Origin of the sequence: Hymenobacter mucosus (assembly GCF_900188255.1) — a bacterium.
Lineage (GTDB): Bacteria > Bacteroidota > Bacteroidia > Cytophagales > Hymenobacteraceae > Hymenobacter > Hymenobacter mucosus.
Window position 1 is genome coordinate 452,782 of the sequence record NZ_FZNS01000001.1, and the last position, 18,813, is coordinate 471,594.

At 55.7% G+C, this 18,813-nt stretch carries 16 protein-coding genes; 10 read left to right on the forward strand and 6 right to left on the reverse strand.

Annotated features, from left to right (window positions below):
• Positions 1-118: 118 nt before the first annotated feature.
• Positions 119-1,135, forward strand: coding sequence for a YeiH family protein (locus CHB83_RS01960; protein ID WP_245855252.1), 1,017 nt, complete (start codon positions 119-121; stop codon positions 1,133-1,135).
• A gap of 173 nt (positions 1,136-1,308) precedes the next feature.
• Here the strand turns inward: CHB83_RS01960 and porX are convergent, their stop codons facing one another.
• A complete protein-coding gene (gene porX, locus CHB83_RS01965; RefSeq protein ID WP_055562424.1) occupies positions 1,309-2,874 on the reverse strand; it encodes a T9SS response regulator signal transducer PorX in 1,566 nt (521 codons plus the stop codon).
• A gap of 336 nt (positions 2,875-3,210) precedes the next feature.
• Between porX and CHB83_RS01970 the strand changes: the two genes are divergently transcribed.
• The 6 genes from CHB83_RS01970 to CHB83_RS01995 all read left to right on the forward strand — a co-directional run bounded on the left by CHB83_RS01970 (position 3,211) and on the right by CHB83_RS01995 (position 9,434).
• Complete coding sequence (locus CHB83_RS01970) at positions 3,211-4,440, forward strand: HD domain-containing protein (protein WP_045688098.1); 1,230 nt, start codon at positions 3,211-3,213, stop codon at positions 4,438-4,440.
• A 112-nt stretch (positions 4,441-4,552) separates the two neighbouring features.
• Entirely contained in the window at positions 4,553-5,593 is a 1,041-nt protein-coding gene (gene lpxD, locus CHB83_RS01975; protein ID WP_045688099.1) for a UDP-3-O-(3-hydroxymyristoyl)glucosamine N-acyltransferase, read from the forward strand.
• A 137-nt stretch (positions 5,594-5,730) separates the two neighbouring features.
• Positions 5,731-7,125 carry a bifunctional UDP-3-O-[3-hydroxymyristoyl] N-acetylglucosamine deacetylase/3-hydroxyacyl-ACP dehydratase gene (locus tag CHB83_RS01980; protein WP_045688100.1) on the forward strand — a complete coding sequence of 465 codons (1,395 nt, stop codon included), beginning with the start codon at positions 5,731-5,733 and terminating at the stop codon, positions 7,123-7,125.
• A 97-nt stretch (positions 7,126-7,222) separates the two neighbouring features.
• Positions 7,223-8,023 carry an acyl-ACP--UDP-N-acetylglucosamine O-acyltransferase gene (gene lpxA, locus CHB83_RS01985; protein WP_045688101.1) on the forward strand — a complete coding sequence of 267 codons (801 nt, stop codon included), beginning with the start codon at positions 7,223-7,225 and terminating at the stop codon, positions 8,021-8,023.
• A 110-nt stretch (positions 8,024-8,133) separates the two neighbouring features.
• The gene (locus CHB83_RS01990; RefSeq protein WP_045688102.1) at positions 8,134-8,766 is read left to right on the forward strand and encodes an ABC transporter ATP-binding protein; all 633 of its coding nucleotides are present in this window, start codon (positions 8,134-8,136) and stop codon (positions 8,764-8,766) included.
• Between the two features lie 302 nt (positions 8,767-9,068).
• On the forward strand, positions 9,069-9,434 hold the full coding sequence (locus CHB83_RS01995) for a hypothetical protein (RefSeq protein ID WP_045688103.1): 366 nt from the start codon (positions 9,069-9,071) through the stop codon (positions 9,432-9,434).
• Positions 9,435-9,544: 110 nt separating this feature from the next.
• Here the strand turns inward: CHB83_RS01995 and CHB83_RS02000 are convergent, their stop codons facing one another.
• Both CHB83_RS02000 and CHB83_RS02005 read right to left on the reverse strand, forming a co-directional pair.
• Positions 9,545-10,300, reverse strand: coding sequence for a DUF4197 domain-containing protein (locus CHB83_RS02000; RefSeq protein WP_052695017.1), 756 nt, complete (start codon positions 10,298-10,300; stop codon positions 9,545-9,547).
• 253 nt (positions 10,301-10,553) lie between these two features.
• Positions 10,554-11,390 (reverse strand): DUF4197 domain-containing protein, encoded by an 837-nt coding sequence (locus tag CHB83_RS02005; RefSeq protein ID WP_089331487.1) that lies wholly within the window; start codon positions 11,388-11,390, stop codon positions 10,554-10,556.
• A 99-nt stretch (positions 11,391-11,489) separates the two neighbouring features.
• On the opposite strand from CHB83_RS02005, the gene CHB83_RS02010 reads away from it, so the two are divergent.
• The 3 genes from CHB83_RS02010 (at position 11,490) to CHB83_RS02020 (ending at position 14,649) form a co-directional block, all read left to right on the forward strand.
• Positions 11,490-12,740 carry a competence/damage-inducible protein A gene (locus CHB83_RS02010; protein ID WP_089331488.1) on the forward strand — a complete coding sequence of 417 codons (1,251 nt, stop codon included), beginning with the start codon at positions 11,490-11,492 and terminating at the stop codon, positions 12,738-12,740.
• A 191-nt stretch (positions 12,741-12,931) separates the two neighbouring features.
• The gene (locus CHB83_RS02015; protein WP_089331489.1) at positions 12,932-14,350 is read left to right on the forward strand and encodes a dihydrolipoamide acetyltransferase family protein; all 1,419 of its coding nucleotides are present in this window, start codon (positions 12,932-12,934) and stop codon (positions 14,348-14,350) included.
• A 92-nt stretch (positions 14,351-14,442) separates the two neighbouring features.
• Positions 14,443-14,649 (forward strand): hypothetical protein, encoded by a 207-nt coding sequence (locus tag CHB83_RS02020; protein WP_045687516.1) that lies wholly within the window; start codon positions 14,443-14,445, stop codon positions 14,647-14,649.
• Between the two features lie 101 nt (positions 14,650-14,750).
• Here the strand turns inward: CHB83_RS02020 and CHB83_RS02025 are convergent, their stop codons facing one another.
• The 3 genes from CHB83_RS02025 to CHB83_RS02035 all read right to left on the reverse strand — a co-directional run bounded on the left by CHB83_RS02025 (position 14,751) and on the right by CHB83_RS02035 (position 18,524).
• Positions 14,751-15,158, reverse strand: coding sequence for a DoxX family protein (locus CHB83_RS02025; protein WP_045687560.1), 408 nt, complete (start codon positions 15,156-15,158; stop codon positions 14,751-14,753).
• A gap of 82 nt (positions 15,159-15,240) precedes the next feature.
• On the reverse strand, positions 15,241-15,849 hold the full coding sequence (locus CHB83_RS02030) for a nitroreductase family protein (protein WP_089331490.1): 609 nt from the start codon (positions 15,847-15,849) through the stop codon (positions 15,241-15,243).
• A 95-nt stretch (positions 15,850-15,944) separates the two neighbouring features.
• Positions 15,945-18,524: a TonB-dependent receptor domain-containing protein gene (locus CHB83_RS02035; RefSeq protein ID WP_089331491.1), complete on the reverse strand. Its 2,580-nt coding sequence runs from the start codon at positions 18,522-18,524 to the stop codon at positions 15,945-15,947.
• Positions 18,525-18,813 lie beyond the last annotated feature (289 nt).

Below are 18,813 nucleotides of genomic sequence, written 5' to 3' on the forward strand. Positions count from 1 at the left end.
TGACAGGCCGGGTAATCACCCTAACCGCATAACTTCTGGTAATAGCAGATAACAATTATTGGTTATCTGGACGATGGGCGCAGGTGTACTTTTGGGCACCCTATTTCATTCGCCCATCGTGAGTTCTACCAAGCTTCAAGCTTCTCAGGAAAAACTGCCTGCTAACGGTTTTCTACAGTGTTTTTACACTGCTCATTCTGTATTTGGCTACCCCATTACGCTCCGGCAGGCTGTGTTCTTTGTCTTGCTGGGCTTCTGCCTTACCCCGTGGGTTTCGCCGCCCCTGGCTCTGGCCCTTGGGTTGGTATTGGCTCAAACGGTAGGCAACCCGTTCAGCAACTACACCCGCCGTCTTACGCAGCGGCTGTTGCAGTTTTCAGTAGTGGGACTGGGCTTCGGTATGAACGCGCATTCGGCGGTAGCGGCCGGTAAAGAAGGGCTGCTCTTCACGCTTGCCTCCATATTCGGCACGCTGGTGCTGGGCTATGGTGTAGGTAAGTGGCTGGGTCTGGGGCGCACAGTCGTGCACTTAATTTCCTGCGGCACTGCCATCTGCGGCGGTTCGGCTATTGCGGCCGTGGGGCCAGTTTTGCGCGCCCAGGACACGGAAATGTCGGCGGCGCTAGGCACGGTGTTCGTGCTCAATGCCATTGCCTTGTTCATTTTCCCGCCTATTGGCTACGCCCTGCAACTAACACAAACACAATTTGGCTTGTGGTGCGCCATTGCCATTCATGATACCTCCTCGGTGGTGGGTGCCGCTACGGCCTACGGCCACCAGGCCCTCGAAGTAGCCACCACCGTGAAGCTAGCCCGTGCCCTCTGGATTGTACCAGTAGCGCTGGGCACCGCCGTACTTTTTCGGCAACGGGGAGTGAAGATACAGGTTCCTTACTTCATCGTTGGATTCGTGGGAGCTATGTTGCTCAATACGTTTGTACGGGAGGTTCACTCGTTCGGGCCCCTACTCGTTGCTCTAGCCAAGGAAGGGCTTACCGTAACGCTTTTCTGCATAGGAACAGGCTTATCAGCCACAGTGATAAAAGCGGTGGGAATCCGCCCCTACCTACTAGGTATGCTGCTCTGGGCGGCCGTTGCTACGGCCTCACTGTATATGATTCGGCACGTTGTATGACGTTTGTCTTTCTAACAGCCAAGTTTGTGTGTTTCCCGGGCCCTTGAGGGCATTCACTCGGCCTCTAACAGAATAGGTATCCATGAGTTGCGTGCGCGGTTCTTTACGTCAACCACAACAAAAAAGGCTGGTCAGTTGACCAGCCTTTTTCGTGCGAAGCTACGTTTTGGCTACTACCCTTTCGGGCTCAGCACTACGTAAGGAATAATGCATTCCTCCAGCGAAATGCCGCCGTGCTGGAACGTGTCCTTGTAGTAGTTCACGTAGTAGTTGTAATTGTTGGGGTAGGCGAAGAAGTAGTCGCCCACAGTAAAGACGTAAGCGGTGCTCACGTTCTCGCGGGGTAGGAATACCCGCTCCGGCTTACGCACCGTAAACACGTCGCGCGAATCGTCGAAGCCCAAGTTTTTGCCGTGCTTATAGCGCAGGTTCGTGTTTGTATTCCGGTCGCCCACAATTTTGTACGGGCGCTTCACCCGAATTGTGCCGTGGTCGGTGGTGATGATAAGCTTGCCCTTGCGCTCGGCAATCTGCTGCAACATTTCATACAGCGGGGAGTGCAGGAACCAGGAACGGGTGATGCTACGGTACGCCGACTCATCGGCGGCCAGTTCCCGAATCATGGCCATGTCGGTGCGGGCGTGGGAGAGCATGTCCACAAAGTTGTAGACAATGACGTTCAACTTGAAGTTATTGTGCAAGTTGGCCATTTTGCCCAGCAGGTCTTTACCCGCTTGTAGGTTGGTTACCTTATTGTAGCTGTACTTGGCTTTCTGCCCGGCTTTCTGGAACATGATTTCCATGAACTCGGCCTCGTGCAGGTTTTTGCCTTCATCGTCGTCATCCCATACCCACAGGTTGGGGTACTTTTTCTGAATGTCGCCGGGCATCATGCCCGAGAAGATGGCGTTGCGGGCGTAGGCAGTAGTAGTCGGCAGAATACTGTAGTAAGTCTCCTCGGAGTCTACAGTAAACAACTCAGCAATGATAGGCTCCAGTACCTTCCACTGGTCGTAGCGCAGGTTGTCGATGAGCACGAAGTAAACGGGCGTGTCGCCGGTGTCTTTCAGCATCGGAAACACTCGCTCCTTAAACAGCTGGTGCGACATTAGCGGGGCCTCTTCGTCGCCGTTTACCCAGTCCTCGTAGTTCTCCGTAATGAAGCGGCCGAAGTAGGTATTGGCTTCGTCTTTCTGCATGTTGAAGACGTCGGCCATGCTCTTGCCTTCCGTCTCGTTGATTTCCAGCTCCCAGTACACCAACTTTTTATACACTTCAGCCCACTCCGAAGCCGTAAGGCGGTCGGAGAGTTGCATGCCCAGTTGGCGGAAGTCGCGCTGGTAGCCGGAATTGGTTTTTTCGGACACGAGGCGCTTGTTGTCCAGCACCTTCTTCACCGCCAACAAAATCTGGTTGGGGTTAACGGGCTTGATGAGGTAGTCGGCAATTTTAGAGCCGATGGCTTCCTCCATGATGTGCTCTTCCTCGCTCTTGGTAATCATGACCACAGGCACGGTAGGCCGGATGGTTTTGATTTCGGTGAGGGTTTCGAGGCCCGTAAGGCCGGGCATATTTTCATCCAGAAACACGATGTCGTACGTCTGCTCCTGAATCTGCTCAATAGCATCGGCGCCAGAGTTAACGCCCGTCACGTCGTAGCCTTTGTCTTTGAGGAAGAGAATGTGTGGTTTCAGGAGGTCGATTTCGTCGTCGGCCCAGAGGATGCTGTATTGTTGCATGGATGGGGAATGTGAGATGGTACCCGGCACATAGGCGCTGGGCGTCATGAAACGAGCTTTATCAGTTGTGCCCGCCGCTGATAGACTCCAGAGAGCCCAAACAGCTTAAACAGGTTGCAACTAAAGTTTCGTAAGTAGCTTTACTCCCAATCCCAGGTTTTTGGTTTAAAAATTCTTGTTCCCCTATACTCGGGGCAGCAACTCGGCGGTAAAGTAGCCGAAAATTGTTGAGTGTTGCGTGGAGCGCACGTTTGGGGCTCCTACGCAAGAAGATAAACCACGCTCCTCCGAATACGTTCACCGATGCGCAGAGCGTAAGCTCGGCGCTACCCTCCTATGAACAAAAAGAAAATCTTCAACGACCCGGTGTACGGCTTCGTCACGATTCCCACCGAGCTGTTGTTCGACCTGATTGAGCACTCCTATTTTCAGCGCCTACGCCGCATTCAGCAGCTTGGACTCACCTTATTTGTGTACCCTGGGGCCCTGCATACGCGCTTTCACCACGCCCTGGGCGCCATGCACCTGATGACCCTGGCCCTGCGCACGCTCAAAGACAAGGGCATCAAAATTTCGGCAAAGGAAGGCGAGGCCGCTATGGCCGCCATTCTCCTGCACGATATTGGCCATGGCCCCCTCTCCCACGCCCTAGAGCGCAGCATCTTCCACGAGGTGCACCACGAAGAACTAAGTTTGCACCTGATGCGCAAGCTCAATGCCGAGCACCATGGCGCTCTTGATCTGGCCATTCAGATTTTTGAGGGAACCTATACGCGGCCTTTTTTCCACCAACTGGTCAGCAGCCAGCTGGACATGGACCGCCTCGACTACCTCAACCGCGACTCGTTTTACACCGGCGTGCAGGAAGGCCGCCCCGGCGCCGACCGCCTTATTAAGATGCTGACGGTAGTGGACGAGAGGCTGGTGCTGGAGGAAAAGGCCGTATACAGCATCGAGAATTTCCTGGTAAGCCGCCGCCTGATGTACTGGCAGGTGTACCTGCACAAAACCGTAACTAGCGCCGAGCAGATGGTTATCCGGATAATGCAGCGGGCCCGCGACTTGGTGCGGGCGGGGCACCACGTACCAGCTTCCCCGGCCCTGCACTTCTTTCTTTCCCGCACCGTCACGCAGAAAGAGTTTGAGCAGGACGACCAAATCCTGCGCCGCTTCACTCGCCTCGACGATACGGATGTGTGGAGCGCCGTGAAGCTCTGGGCCGACCACCCCGACAAGGTACTAAACTACCTAGCACAAAGCCTATTAGACCGCCATCTGTTCAAAATCACGTTGCAAACGGAGCCTTTCGATGAAGAGTTCAAGCTGGGCATTGTGGAGCTGATTGCCGACCATTTTCGTTTGTCGTCAGAAGATGCGGCGCAGCTCATGCTCACCGGTCGCATCAGCAACAATGCCTACGACGCGGGCGGGCAAGACTCTATTGATGTGCTGACCAAGCGGGGCCGGGTGGTAAATGTGGCTGAGGCATCCGACCTGCCCAACATAAAAGCCCTAAGCCAACGCGTTGAAAAGCATTACATCTGCTACCCAAAGGAGATCCTCTAAACCGTTGTTAATAGCTGACAGCTAGACACTAGCCTGATTTTTCTACTCAGGGCGCTGCATGCCGCCTACTCAGCACCAAGTACCAACCCCTAATTTTCTCTACTTTTGCCCGATGGAATTTACCGTAGGCCAGATAGCAGAAGTACTGCACGGAGCAGTAGAAGGAGACGCCACCCAGCGCATCGACCGGCTGGCGAAAATTGAAGAGGCCCAAGCAGGCTCCCTCTCCTTTTTGGCAAACCTGAAATACGAACACCATTTGTACAGTACGGGCGCCTCGGCCGTCATTGTAAGCCGCACGCTAGAGCTGAAGCAGCCCGTTGCCACGGCCCTCATCCGGGTCGATGACCCCTACTCCAGCTTCACCACGCTACTGGAATTCTACCAGCAGGCCACGCGTACCGGCAAGCGCGGCGTAGAGGAACCCGCTTATATGGGCACTACCTCCCGCATTGGCGAAAACCACTACCGCGGGGCCTTTTCCTACATTGGCGAGAACTGCGAAATAGGGCAAGACGTCGTCATTTTTCCCCACGTGTTCATCGGCGACCGAGTGAAGATTGGGGATGGCACCATTTTATACGCCGGCGCAAAAATCTATGCCGAGACCGTTATTGGGAGCCGCTGCACTATTCACGCCGGGGCCGTGATTGGCTCCGATGGCTTTGGTTTTGCGCCCCAGCCCGATGGCTCTTACCGCACTATTCCGCAAATTGGCAACGTGGTGCTGGAAGATAATGTGAGCGTCGGGGCCAACGCGACCATCGACTGCGCTACCATGGGCTCCACTATTATTCGGGAGGGTGCCAAGGTGGATAACCTCGTGCAGATAGCTCATAATGTGGAGATTGGCCGACACACCGTAGTAGCGTCCCAGAGCGGCATTTCTGGCTCCACCAAAATTGGTGATTTCTGCGTGCTGGCTGGTCAAACCGGTATTGCGGGCCACTTAAACCTGGCCAACCGCACCACAGTCACTGCCCAGTCGGGCGTGGGCAAGTCCATTAAGCACGAAGGCGTACTGCTGCAAGGCTCGCCCGCCTTCAACCTGCGCGACAGTTTACGGTCCAACGCCATTTTTCGTCACCTTCCCGACCTGGAGCGCCGCCTAACTCAACTAGAACGCACCTCGCAGACGCCAGAAAAGTCCTAGCTTTGTGACCAAGACGTTTGAAGGCAGAAGCTGGAAGCTAGAAGGCAACCGTATAACTTCTGGCTTCCAGCTTCTGCTTTTTTACTTCTCTTCGCCGCAACTTCTAGCTCCTAGCTTCTGGCTTCTAGCTTCTTTAGATGAACGATAAGCAACACACCATCAAGGCCCCCGTCACCGTGAGTGGCATTGGTCTTCACACGGGCGCACAGGCTACCATGACGTTCTGCCCGGCCCCCATCAACCACGGCTACAAGTTCCAGCGCGTGGATTTGCCCGGCCAGCCCATTGTGGATGCCGACGTGGATAATGTGGTAGATCTCTCCCGTGGCACCACCATTGAGCAGAACGGAGCCCGTGTCAACACGGTGGAGCACACGCTGGCTGCTTTAGTAGGCTTGCAGATCGATAACGTGCTGATTCAGTTGGATGGCCCCGAGCCGCCCATTATGGATGGCAGCAGCTACGAGTTCATCAAACCCCTGCACGAGGTAGGCCTTGAGGAGCAGAATGCCCTGCGCAACTACTTCGAGATTCCCGACGAAATTCGGTACGTGGACAACGCCCGGGCGGTAGAAATTGCCGGCCTGCCGCTGAATAACTACCGCCTCACGGTGATGGTGGACTATAATTCCCCCGTTCTGGGCTCCCAGCACGCTTCACTCACCGATATTTCTCAGTTTGAAAGCGAAATTGCCTCGTCGCGCACGTTTTGCTTTTTGCACGAACTCGAAGCGCTCTACAAACAAAACCTCATCAAAGGCGGCGACCTTAGCAATGCCATTGTGGTAGTAGACCGCGTGGTAAGCGAGGAAGAGCTAAGCGACCTGGCCGAAATGCTGGGCAAGCCGAAAGTGGCGGTTAAGAAAGAGGGCATCCTTAACAACGTGGACCTACGCCACAAGAACGAGCCCGCGCGCCACAAACTCCTGGACCTGGTGGGTGACTTGGCGCTGGTAGGCCGCCCCTTGAAAGGGCAGATTCTGGCCGCCCGGCCGGGCCACGCCGCCAACGTTGCCTTTGCCAAGCGCATCAAGAAAAAGATGCAGGAGGCCGATAGCAGCCCCATTCCTACCTACGACCCCTCGCGGCCGCCGGTAATGGACATCAACCAGATTGCGGCCACGCTGCCTCACCGCTACCCCTTCCTGCTCATCGACAAAATTATTCACTTAGATGCCAATACGGTGTCGGGCGTGAAGAACGTGACGATGAACGAGCCGTTTTTTCAGGGCCACTTCCCCGGCAACCCCGTGATGCCGGGCGTGCTGCAAATTGAAGCCATGGCGCAAACTGGCGGCATTCTTGTACTGAACACCGTGCCCGATCCCGAGAACTACTGGACGTACTTCATGGGAATTGAAAACTGCCGCTTCCGTCGCATGGTAAAACCCGGCGACACGATCATCTTCAAGTGCGAACTGCTGGCTCCTATTAAGCGTGGCATTGCCAAAATGGGCGGCAAAGCCTATGTCAACGGCAAAGTGGTAATGGAGGCCGAAATGTCCGCTAGCATTGTTCGAAAGGATAATTAAAAATTAAGGCTGAAGACTTCCGGATGGCTTATGCCGTTTTTACGGAGCCATCTGCTTCACTTTTTAGTTTTTGATTCCCCATTTTCAATTGAAAGGAATGAACCAACCACTCGCCTACATCCACCCCGAGGCTAAAATTGCGCAAAACGTAGTAGTAGAGCCCTTCACGACTATTGATAAGGACGTGGAAATCGGGGAAGGCACCTGGATTGGACCCAACGTCACTATCATGGCCGGGGCCCGGATTGGCAAGAACTGTAAAATCTTCCCGGGGGCCGTTATTGCGGCTCAACCCCAGGACCTCAAGTTCGCCGGCGAGAAAACTACTGTGCACATTGGCGACAACACCGTGATTCGCGAGTGCGTGACGGTGAACCGGGGCACCGTAGATAAACTGAAAACGGTAGTAGGTAATAACTGCCTGCTCATGGCTTACGTGCACATTGCCCACGACTGCGTAATTGGCAATAATTGCATTCTGGCTAACACCGTGCAAGTAGCAGGTCATGTAGAAATTGGTGATTTTGCTATTGTCGGGGGCTCATCGGCCGTGCACCAGTTTGTACGCATCGGGCCGCACGCCATGATTTCGGGTGGCTCCCTGATTCGTAAAGACGTGCCGCCCTTCGTGAAGGCCGGCCGTGAGCCGTTGACTTACTCGGGCATCAATAGCATTGGACTACGCCGCCGGGGTTTCTCGGACCAGAAAATTGCCGAAATCCAACAGCTCTACCGCCTCCTATTCCTCAGTGGCCTGAACAACGCCGCTGCGCTCGACCAAATTGAGTTAGAGCTTTCCCCCTCTCCAGAGCGTGACGAAGTAGTGAATTTTATTCGCAACTCAGGCCGGGGCGTTATCAAGGGCTACTCCCGCAACGGCAACGGCGGCGCCGAGTAAACCGGGGAGTACGTAACCGGGGGTGAGCAGCAGGATTGGGGTAGGACCGTAGTCGTCCGGACCAGGTTCTGCTGCTCACCCTTTGCTTTTCTTTCTTTTACGCGCACCCTATGCTGCTAACCGCAACCGGACTTAGCAAACGCTTTGCCCGCGAATGGATTTTCCGCAACCTCACGCACGCATTTCATGCGGGCACGGCTACGGCCATCTTGGGGCCAAACGGCTCGGGCAAGAGCACACTGCTCAATACCTTATCGGGGCAGTTGCTGCCCAGCGAAGGCACGCTGACGTATGCGTACCAGGGAAAGCCCGTGGCGGTGGAAGAAGTGCCGACGTATTTGGCCTACGCTGCGCCGTATCTGGAGCTTATCGAAGAGCTGACCTTGACAGAATTGATTCAGTTTCATACTCGATTCAAGCCCCTCCGGCCCGGTCTTACCCCAGCGGCTCTAATTGAACTGATGTACCTGGAAAAGTCCCGCCATAAGCTAGTGCGCGATTTTTCATCGGGTATGAAGCAGCGCCTTAAGCTTGCTCTGGCTCTCTATGCCGAGGCTCCCTTACTCCTGCTCGACGAACCAACTACCAACCTCGACCGCACGGGTGTAGACTGGTATTTAGAGCACGTGCGGGCTACCTTAGCTGGCCGCACGGTGCTAGTGTCAAGCAATGTGCCTGAGGAGTACGACTTTTGCCAGGAGCAGTTGTTAATCACTGACTTCGGCGCTAAGGCCGCACGGTAGCGTGTTTAGGGAAGGGTAGCACAGCGAAGTGGCACCTGTGAAATAGCACGGTACAAGGTGTAGGCGCACCTTGCCTATCCAAACAGCAGAGTGGTGTAGCCGGGCCGAAGAGTAGAGAAATGGAATCCGGTTTCTTAAAATTACTACGCACCGGAACTGCCTGATTTCGCAGCAGAAGCACTTTTTTCGCCCTATTGCGAAGCAGCAGCGTAACCTTCTAAAGGCTGCGGCACGTATCTTCGCAGCCGAAGTGCGGCTTTTTTCCTCCGAATTTATTCACCCTTACCGCCCCTAGCAAGGCCATGAGACAATACGACGACCTCGACGACGACTTCCTCGACGATGACGACGAGCTGGACAACTTCGCCAAGACCGGCGGCAGCAAAACCCGCGGCAATTCCGAAGACCAGCTCTCCGCCAAGTACGCCGACTACCTGATGTGGCGCGATACGGGTTCTTCCCACGACGAAGCGCTGGACCTCGCCAGCATGACCGAAGAAGAATTCACTACCGCTGAAGCCGCCGAAGATCCTGATGGCAGCCGTGGCTACGGCAGCCTCGATGATGAGGACGACGACTTCGCGGATGATGACGATGACGACGACTTTGGCAGCCACCGCACCGGCAGCGGCCGCCGTGGTTCCAGCTTCGACGACGATGATTTGTAAGATTTCTAGCTGCCTTTTAGGGTAGCTATACAAGAGAAAGGCCCCTGGTTCTCCAACCAGGGGCCTTTCTCTTGTTAGATGAGTAGGTCCACGTTCGAATAATTGACAGCCTAGCTCTTGCGGCCGAATACTTTCTTGAGCAAATCCGTGGTGCGCGCTACGGGATTTTCGCGAATGTTGGCTTCTTCCTGAGCAATGAGCGTGAACAAGCCATCAATAGCTTTGCCAGTAGCATACTGGTTTAGGTCGGTTTGCACGGGCTTTACCATTGGAATGCGGTTGTAGCGCGTGGTGAGGTCGGTGTAGTAGCGCGTGGCCCCTACTTTGTCGAGGCTCTGCTGGATAATGGGCTTGAAGGCAACCGTGAGCTGTTCGGTGGTGGTTCGCTTGAGGTAATTGGTAGCCGCGTCTTTCTCACCTGTCAGAATACCCCACACATCTTTAAAGGTGAGGCTTTTGATGGCCGCCAGGAAGATGGGCTTGGCGCTTTTGGCGGCATCCTCGGCGCCGCGGTTCAGCGTAAGCTCAAACTTATCTACTTGGCTACCTAGCCCAATGGAGCGCATGGTAGTAGCTACGCGCTGAGCATCAGCCGGGAAAGGAATACGGATAAACTTATTCAAGTAAAACCCATCTGTTTTCGACGCTTGATCGGCTCCTTTGCTGATGCCCTGCACCAAGGCCTCCTTCAAGCCATTGGCCGCTTCTGTGTTCGACACACTGCCCGAGCTTACGCCGGTGGTAGTAGTCTTGGTAGGCATGGGCAGCTTGATGTTGCCAATCTTGGGGAGGCTAAATTGGGCGGCAGCCTGAAGGTGCAGGCCCAGCACGGCCATCGGGAGCAGAAGGAGGAGGCGTTTGTTCATGGAAGCAGGCAAAAGCAGCAAAGAATAACAGTAGGCTAGTGCCTACGAGGACTGCTAAATGCACAAACCGGACCAAATCAGCTCCTGTTTCGGGCAGACGTGCGCCAGCTACATCATTATCGATGGATGCCCCAGAAAGGTCGACCGCTCTGGCATTCTGATCGGGCTAGCAGGAAGCCCAGTCAACCCCTAAAATGACTACGGAGTGCCCAGCACGTGGTGGACACTCCATAGACCATAGAGAAGGCAGCAGCTACTTGCCGAATACTCGCTTCAGCAACGCACTACCCTGAGCCGCCGGGTTGGCCCGAATGCGGCCTTCCTCGGCTGAGATGAGGGCGAACAAGCCATCCACTGTTTTCTCGGTGGCATAAGGCACCAGCTGAGGATTAAGCGGCGTCACTAGCGGAATCTTATTGTAGCGGGCCACCATTTCAGCGTAGAGCCTGGTAGCACCGGTTTGCTCCAAAGACTGCTGCACCGTTGGTTGGAAAGACGTCCGCAAGTCGGCCGCTGTTTTTTCGTAGAGCAGTGTGGTAGCGGCATCTTCTTCCTTACTAGTGGCCAGTGTCAGCGCATCTTGCAGGCTCAGGTTTTGTACTGCGTTCAAGAAAATAGGCTTGGCCTGAGCAGCTGCCGTTTCCGCGGCATGGTTTAGCGCTACCTCGAAGTTATCGACCAAGGCACCGGCGCGCACCTTGCGTAGCGTGGCAGCTATTAGTTGAGCCTCCGGGGGAAAGGGTATGCGGATATCGGCGTTGGCATTGAAACCATCCGTTTGGCCAGCTTGTGCTACGGCCCGCGTCACGCCCTGGGTGAGGGCCTCGCGCAAGCCCGTGGTAGCCTCGTCGGCGGTGAGGGGCGCTTTCACGGGAGCGGCGGGCACTACGGGGGTAGTAGCTTTGGTAGTAGTGGTCGTCTTCTTGACGGGCGTAGTCGTCTTTTTAGCCGCTGTGGTTTTCTTGGCGGTGGTCGTCTTTTTGGTGGTCGTGGTGGTCTTCTTGGTCGTCGTTTTGGTCTGAGCTAGGCTTACTTGGGTGGCGGCTAGCAGGAGTGAGAAACCGAGGGCAACGGTGCGGAGGGGAGTCATGACAAAAAATAGGGTAAACCAGAAAGCCGTTGTGGCGTTGTTACGGCACGAGGTGCCAATATTGCGCCAATTCCACCACCCATCCTAACCCTTGCTTGCATGCCCACTCTTCCCGTCGTTGAAATCATGACCATTGGCGATGAGCTGCTCTATGGGCAGGTCGTGGACACAAACTCTGCCTTCCTGGGTCAGGAGCTGGCGAAGCTAGGCTTACGCGTGCGCCAAATTACCAGCGTGTCAGACCGGGCCGATGAAATTGTAACTGCCCTGGACCTAGCGCGGCAGCGCGCCGACGTAGTACTGATGACTGGTGGCCTGGGTCCAACCAAGGACGACCTTACCAAGCACGTGTTGGCCCGCTACTTCGGCACCGAGCTGGTGCTGCATGAACCCACTTTGCATCACGTGGAGGGCATTTTCGCCCGCTACAACCGGCCCATGCTTGAGGTAAACCGCCAGCAGGCCCTGGTACCAGCCAACTGCACTGTGCTGCACAATGCCCTGGGTACGGCCCCCGGCATGTGGTTCGAGGACCAAGGAACCGTATTCGTGAGCATGCCGGGGGTACCTTTCGAGATGAAAGGACTGATGACTGATGAAGTGCTACCCAAGCTTCAGCACCACTTCCAGACGCCTGCCATTGAGCACGTAGTTGTGCAAACGGTAGGCCTGGGCGAGTCCTTCTTAGCCGAGCGAATAGCGGCCTGGGAAAGTGCGCTGCCCGCCACGGTAAAGCTGGCTTACTTACCCTATTTGGGAGGGGTACGCCTGCGCCTTACGGGCTACGATGATGGGCAGCCGAACCTGCGCGCCCGCATGCAAGCCCTGCTACCAGAGCTGTACACCTTGCTCGGCGACCATATTTTTGCCGAGGGCGAGGTGAAGCTGGAAGATGCCGTGGGCCGGTTGTTGACGGCGCGCGGACTGACGGTAGGTACTGCCGAAAGCTGCACCGGCGGCTTGCTGGCACATCGCCTCACGTCAGTGCCCGGCAGCTCCCGCTACTTTCAGGGCAGCATCATAGCCTACAGCAACGACATAAAGATGCGGGAGCTTGGCGTGCAGGCTTCTACCTTGGAAGCCTATGGGGCCGTGAGTGAAGCTACCGTGCGCGAAATGGCGGAAGGCTTGCGTCATCACTTGGGGGTAGACGTGGCCCTGGCTACCAGCGGTATTGCCGGGCCCGATGGCGGCACGCCAGAAAAGCCTGTGGGTACCATCTGCATTGCCTACGCCGATGCGTTCCAGACCGTTAGCCGGCAGTTTAGCTTTGACCGGGGCCGGCAGCTCAATGTGGAGTACACCACTACTCTCGCCCTAAATCTACTGCGCCTGAGCTTGCCACAGTAACCCATACCGGGCCGGCGGCCTTATTCTACCGCCGAGCTCTATCACTGCCCAAGAGCGAAATCACCTGGCCGGTATAGTTGGGTAATATCCTAGCTTGCCAGCACAGTGCAGGCGTGATGCTTTCTACTACCTTTGCGCCACAAACCGCGAAACTCCCACCCCACCCCTTTTCCCCAAACTATCCCAACCGCATGGCACGAGTGGAAATGACGATGCCCAAAATGGGCGAATCCATTATGGAAGGCACCGTTCTAAAATGGCTCAAACAAGTCGGTGAGACGATTGAGCAGGACGAATCGGTGCTGGAAGTGGCAACTGACAAAGTAGATACGGAGGTGCCCGCCCTCCACGCCGGTGTATTACAGGAAATACTAGTGCAGGAAGGCCAAGTAGTAGCCGTGGGTGCTCCTATTGCCATCATCGAAACGGACGTGGCCAGTGCCGCTGCCCCAGCGCCTACCACCCAACTGGCACCACCTTCAGAAAACGGCGCCGAGAAGCCTGCCGTTCCTTACCTGCCCGAGCCACACGACCCACAGGCCGCAACTAGTCTTGCACAGCCCCAGCCTGGCCGCTTCTACTCCCCCTTAGTGCTTAGCATTGCCCGGGAGGAAGGCATTAGCATGAGTGACCTAGAGCACTTGCCCGGCACAGGTAGTGAGGGCCGCGTGACGAAGAAAGACATCCTAGACTACGTAGCTGCTGGTAAGCAGCCCTTGGCACAAGCAGCACCCGCACCTGCGTCAACACCCGCACCGCAGGCTACTCCGGCCCCTGCCGCCGCTGCTGAGCCTACGCCTGCTCCTATAGCACCAGCTGCTACTCTGGCGGCCACGGCCCAACCTGCTCCCACCGCACCGCAGCCGGCCGCTGCTACCAAAGCTGTTCCTTCCATCAGTGGCAACCAGGAGCTGCTGGAGATGGACCGCATGCGCAAGATGATTGCCCAGCGCATGGTAGACTCCAAGCGCATTTCGCCCCACGTGACCAGCTTTGTGGAGGCCGACGTGACCGAGTTGGTGCTCTGGCGCAACAAACACAAGGATGCTTACAAGAAGCGGGAGGGCGAAAACCTAACCTTCACGCCCATTTTTATTCAGGCTATTGCCCGGGCCATTCAGGATTTCCCCAACATCAACGTGTCGGTAGAAGGTGATTACATCATCAAGAAGCGCGACATCAATGTGGGAGTTGCCGTGGCCCTGCCCTCCGGCAACCTGATTGTTCCGGTAATCCATAATGCCGACCAGCTTAACCTCAATGGCCTGAGCAAGCGCGTAAACGACCTGGCCAATCGGGCCCGAGCCAATAAGCTTAAGCCTGAGGACTTGGAAGGCGGCACGTACACGGTATCCAACGTAGGCTCCTTTGGCAACGTGATGGGCACCCCCATCATCATGCAGCCCCAGGTAGCTATTATGGCCGTGGGTGCCATCAAGAAGAAGCCCGCTGTTATTGAAACACCGCAAGGCGACCTAATTGGAGTGCGTCACTTTATGTTCCTCTCGCACAGCTATGACCACCGCGTGGTGGACGGCTCCTTGGGGGGCATGTTCGTACGCCGCGTAGCCGACTACCTCGAGCAATTCGACCCGAATACCACCATTTAATTGGGCGCTAGTCACTTGTTGGAGGTTGATTGTTGAGGCGGCACTTCCCTTCAATAATCAACCTCCCACTTTTGCTAGCTTCACTTTTCTTCATGAATAAGCTTGTACCACTTGTAGCGCTCATCATTGCGTTGGGCCTCATTTTATTTCTGTACCAGCGCCTGCGCACGGCCGAATCAGAGCTGGAGATGGCGCAGAAGCGCTTCAATGACTGCGAGCAGGTCAACTTCCAGCTTCAAAATCAGCTGGTACAAGCTACTCGAGGTCCAGTCCCCGACAGCCTGAAAATAGTAGACTAGTCGGCGGCGTCAACAACACTAAAGAGAGCAAGCCTCTACTACGGCGCCACTTGGCGTCGTAGTAGAGGCTTGCTTGTTTCTGAGGTAGTAAGGGAGTTAGCTTACACAGTACGGTTTAGTGTGCGGGTGCGGGCGGCATCTACGCTCCAGGGGCCAGGGCCGGCCGCGGCTAGGTAAAGAAACACGAAACAGTATAGCACTGCCAGTTCTCCTTGGTTGACGATGGGCAAGGCGTGCTGGGGAGCATGTGCCATAAAGTAAGCCACCGCCATCAGGCCCGAGAGGATAAAGGCTACGGGCCGCGTGAACAAGCCAATAAGAATTAGCAAGCCTCCTCCAAACTCTAGAATACCTGCCACCAGCATAAGGCCCGTGGCACTACCGGCATGGTCGGAAGGAGGCCAGCCAAAAAGCTTTTGCGAACCGTGAAAGGTAAACAGCAGCCCAACCACAATGCGGAGCACGCTCAGCAGGCGGGCAGACCAAGGAGAAAGGAAGAAAGTAGCCATGGAGAAATGGTAGAAAGTGATGGTGTGGGTTTGCAAACGCAAAACTCCTTGGGCAGGATGCACCAAGGCCCGCTTTGCCCGCCTATTCCAATACCCAGGTTACTTTTTCATCCAGCGGCTTACGAATGCTGCGGGCAGTAGCGTCCGGCTTAGGGTAGCCCAGAAAGAAAAATCCCAACAGCTGGTCCTGGGGCCCCAAGCCAAAAAATGGCTTGGCCTCTTCTAGGTATGTAACGCCACCACTGCTCCAGAACCCCGCCAGCCCATAAGCTACGGCCGAAAGGTGCAGATTTTGTACGGCGCATGCTACGGCCGCTACTTCTTCTACTACGGGCACCTCAAGGTTGCGCTTCAAACCAATGGCGATGACGTGGGAGCTCAGCAAGGGGCTGGCCGCTAGCTTCTCAAACTTGTTCTGCTGAAACTTCTCCCCTGCTTTCTCCCGGTATAGTTCCGACTGAAACGTGGCCAGCTTTTGCCGGCCCTCACCCCCGAATACTACGAAATGCCAGGGCTCCGTGCGCTTATGGGTAGGGGCCCAAGTAGCATTTTCGAGTAGCTCCCGCAATAAGGCCGCAGGTACCACGCGGCCAGGCTCAAACTGTACGGGCTGCATACTCCGGCGCCCCCGGATAAGCTGCTTTACTGCGGCTGGGTCTACGCTAGCTTGGGTTTCAACGTGAGTTATCATAGGCATAAAAAGCAGAAGAGTAGTTGAATGTTTGCCTGCATGCATAAAAACCAAAAGCCAGCTCTAAGGCTGGCTTTTGGTTTTGTTCGGCGGCGTTAGGGACGGCCTCCGCTAGTACCCTGCGCGGGGGTAGCGCCGGCACCATTGCCCCCGTCGCTACCGTCCTTCAAGTCATCGTTGCTGACGGAACGGCGGCGTTTTGGCTGGGCCATGCTCATCTTACCAATGCGGTAGCTCAGATTCACGCGCAGGCTAGTGCGGTGAAATATGTTCACACTATTCTGGTCGAGCGTAGCCGTGCTGATTTCATTACGAATGCGGTTCGTGGGTGTGAAGAAGTTATCGGCACCGAAACCAATCGTGCCTTTCTTCTCATCGAAGTCCTTCTTCACACTCAGGCTGTATACGCCAAAGCCACCCTGGTAGCCTTGCAGCTGTACCTGCCGGCCGCGGTAGAAGCTAAACGCTTGCAGCCCCCAGCCTTTGGTGAAATTGTAACCTCCCATGAGGCGGCCGCTGGCTACCCAGCCTTGGTTGCTAGCCGCGTACAGCGGATCCGAAAGGTTGTTGTCGAGAGTAGCGTAGTACACATCTACCCCGCCTCCCAGCGTCAGCTTGTTGTTGATATTGACGTTGGCATTCACGCTGCCTCCGTAGGCGTTTTCCGTACCTATGTTGTCGTAGGAAGTACGAATAGTATCGAAGTTGGCGGTGCGTACCGGTTGAATAGAGCCGTCGGTGTTGCGTACAAAGGCCGAGAAGTTCAGCGAAGTCTGCTTGATAAAAGTATTGTAGCCGATTTCAAAGTTGTTCGTGTACTCTGGCCGCAGTTGGGGGTTACCCACAGTTACGTTGAGAGGATTGGCCGCTTGGCGGTTCGGGTTCAAGAACTGCAAAGAAGGCCGCTGAATCCGGCGGTTATAAGCGGCTTTCAATACGTTGCCGTTCGTCAGCTTGCGGGATACGTTTACGCTCGGCACCAACACCCCATACGATGGAATGGAGGGCGCATTTTCCGTGCGAAAATCCGCGTCGATGTTAGTGTATTCGTAGCGGGTACCAGCTTTCAGGGTGTAGCTTTTCAGGAAACTCAGCGTGTACGAAGCATAGGCCGAGGCAACGTTCTGGTTGTAGTCGAACACGTTCGACAAGTTGGCACCAGGCCGTACTTCCCCGTTTAGCAACGTAGTATAGTCGCTGTTTACCCGGCGCATAATGTCCTTGGCGCCAAACTCCAACAGCTGAGTTTTGCTTAGAGGCGTCTGGTAGTCAGCCTGCAGGGTAATTTCCTGGTTGTAGCTGTCGTTCTGGTTACGGATGTTGTCGCCAGCGCCCTCGCCTTCTAAAATGTAGTTGGTGAAGTTGTTATTGCGCGTGTTACGGCTGTACTGGCCCAGCAAGCTAAATTCGCGCTGGGGCGTTTCATACGTGTGGGTGTAGTTGATGGTCGCGTCCAGCGTGTGCGAGTTGTCAAGCACTTTCACATCGCGCAGGCTGCTGTTAGTTGGGTTCAGCCGCCCATCGTAGAAGATGGTGTTGGTAGCCAAATCGTCTTGGTAGTTGGTGCCATTGCGCACACCCAGCTGCACCGAGGCCGACAAGAAATTATACTTGTTGATGTCGTAGTCCCACCCAAAGGAATAACGACCAAATAGGTTCTGGTTGCGCGTATCGGCGGTTTGGGTCGTCTGGCTCAGCAACGAGCGGGTACTTAGGTCGCTACCCTGCACGGAGTAAGAGCGCTGGTCGTTCGTGAAGCTGCCAGGCGTGTTGTACTGAGCCCGGCCACCGCCACCTAGCGAGAAGCCCATCTTCCCTACCCGGTACGAGGCATTAAGGCCCAAGTCGGAGCCGCGTAGGCCGGCGCTAGAGCGCAAATCCAGGGTAAAGCCCTGCAAGTTGTTTTGCTTGGTAACGATGTTAATAATACCACCGGAACCTTCGGCATCGTACTTAGCCGAGGGCGAGGTAATTACTTCCACCGTTTTAATCTGATCGGCCGGAATCTGCTTGAGCGCATCCGCAATGCTGTTGGCCGAAATGGTGGAAGGGCGGTTGTTGATCAGGACCCGAATGTTTGAGCTACCCCGCAGGCTCACGTTGCCGTCGAGGTCCACGGAAAGCATGGGCACGCGCTTGAGCACATCGGTAGCATCGCCGCCGCGCGTTGTCTCGTCTTTCTCGGCATTGTAAACGGTACGGTCTACCTTCTCCTCCACTAGGCTGCGCTGGCCTTCCACTACTACCTCGCCCAGCTTCTGGGCCGAAGAACCTAGCACCACATTGCCCAGCGCCACCGTATTGCCGGCATCGGTGATAACAACACCAGACTTTTCCACGGTTTTGTAGCCAATAAAGCTAATTTGTACGGTATACGTACCAGCCGCTACCCGCGAGATAGTGAATTTGCCGTTGTCGTCGGCGGCAGTGCCATCCACGGGCTTGCCAGTAGCGGGATTCAGCAGTGCCACGGTGGCGTAGGGCACGGGCTGCTTGGTATCGGCATCCACAATAGTGCCCGTAACGCGGCCAGTGCCTTCCTGGGGAGCGGGCACTCCGCCAGGCATGGCACCCGCTGGCCGGGCTGCACCGGCAGGCCGCTCCCCGGTAGGCGCCTGGCCAAACACCACGTGGCCGCTGCTAGTAATGGCGAGAAGAAGGAAAAGTTTTTTCATGAGGGCGGGAAGGGAAGTCGCCAGAACGAGGCAGACGAGCCGTTAGCTGTAGTTTACTAGTGGTCAAAGGTACCGTCGCGTCAGAGCCTGCCGGAAAATAACCCGACTAACGCCGCTGTTTCAGCCCCGAAGACCACGGAATGTCCGGCCGAACCACTGTTGACCGGCTACTGACACAACTTTACTCCTGAGGTGGCACGCACCGCCTATTATTTATAGAAATGCTGCCTCTACAACCCAAAAAAGGCTGCTCCAGTTAGCCGGAGCAGCCTTCAACTAGGGTCTTAAG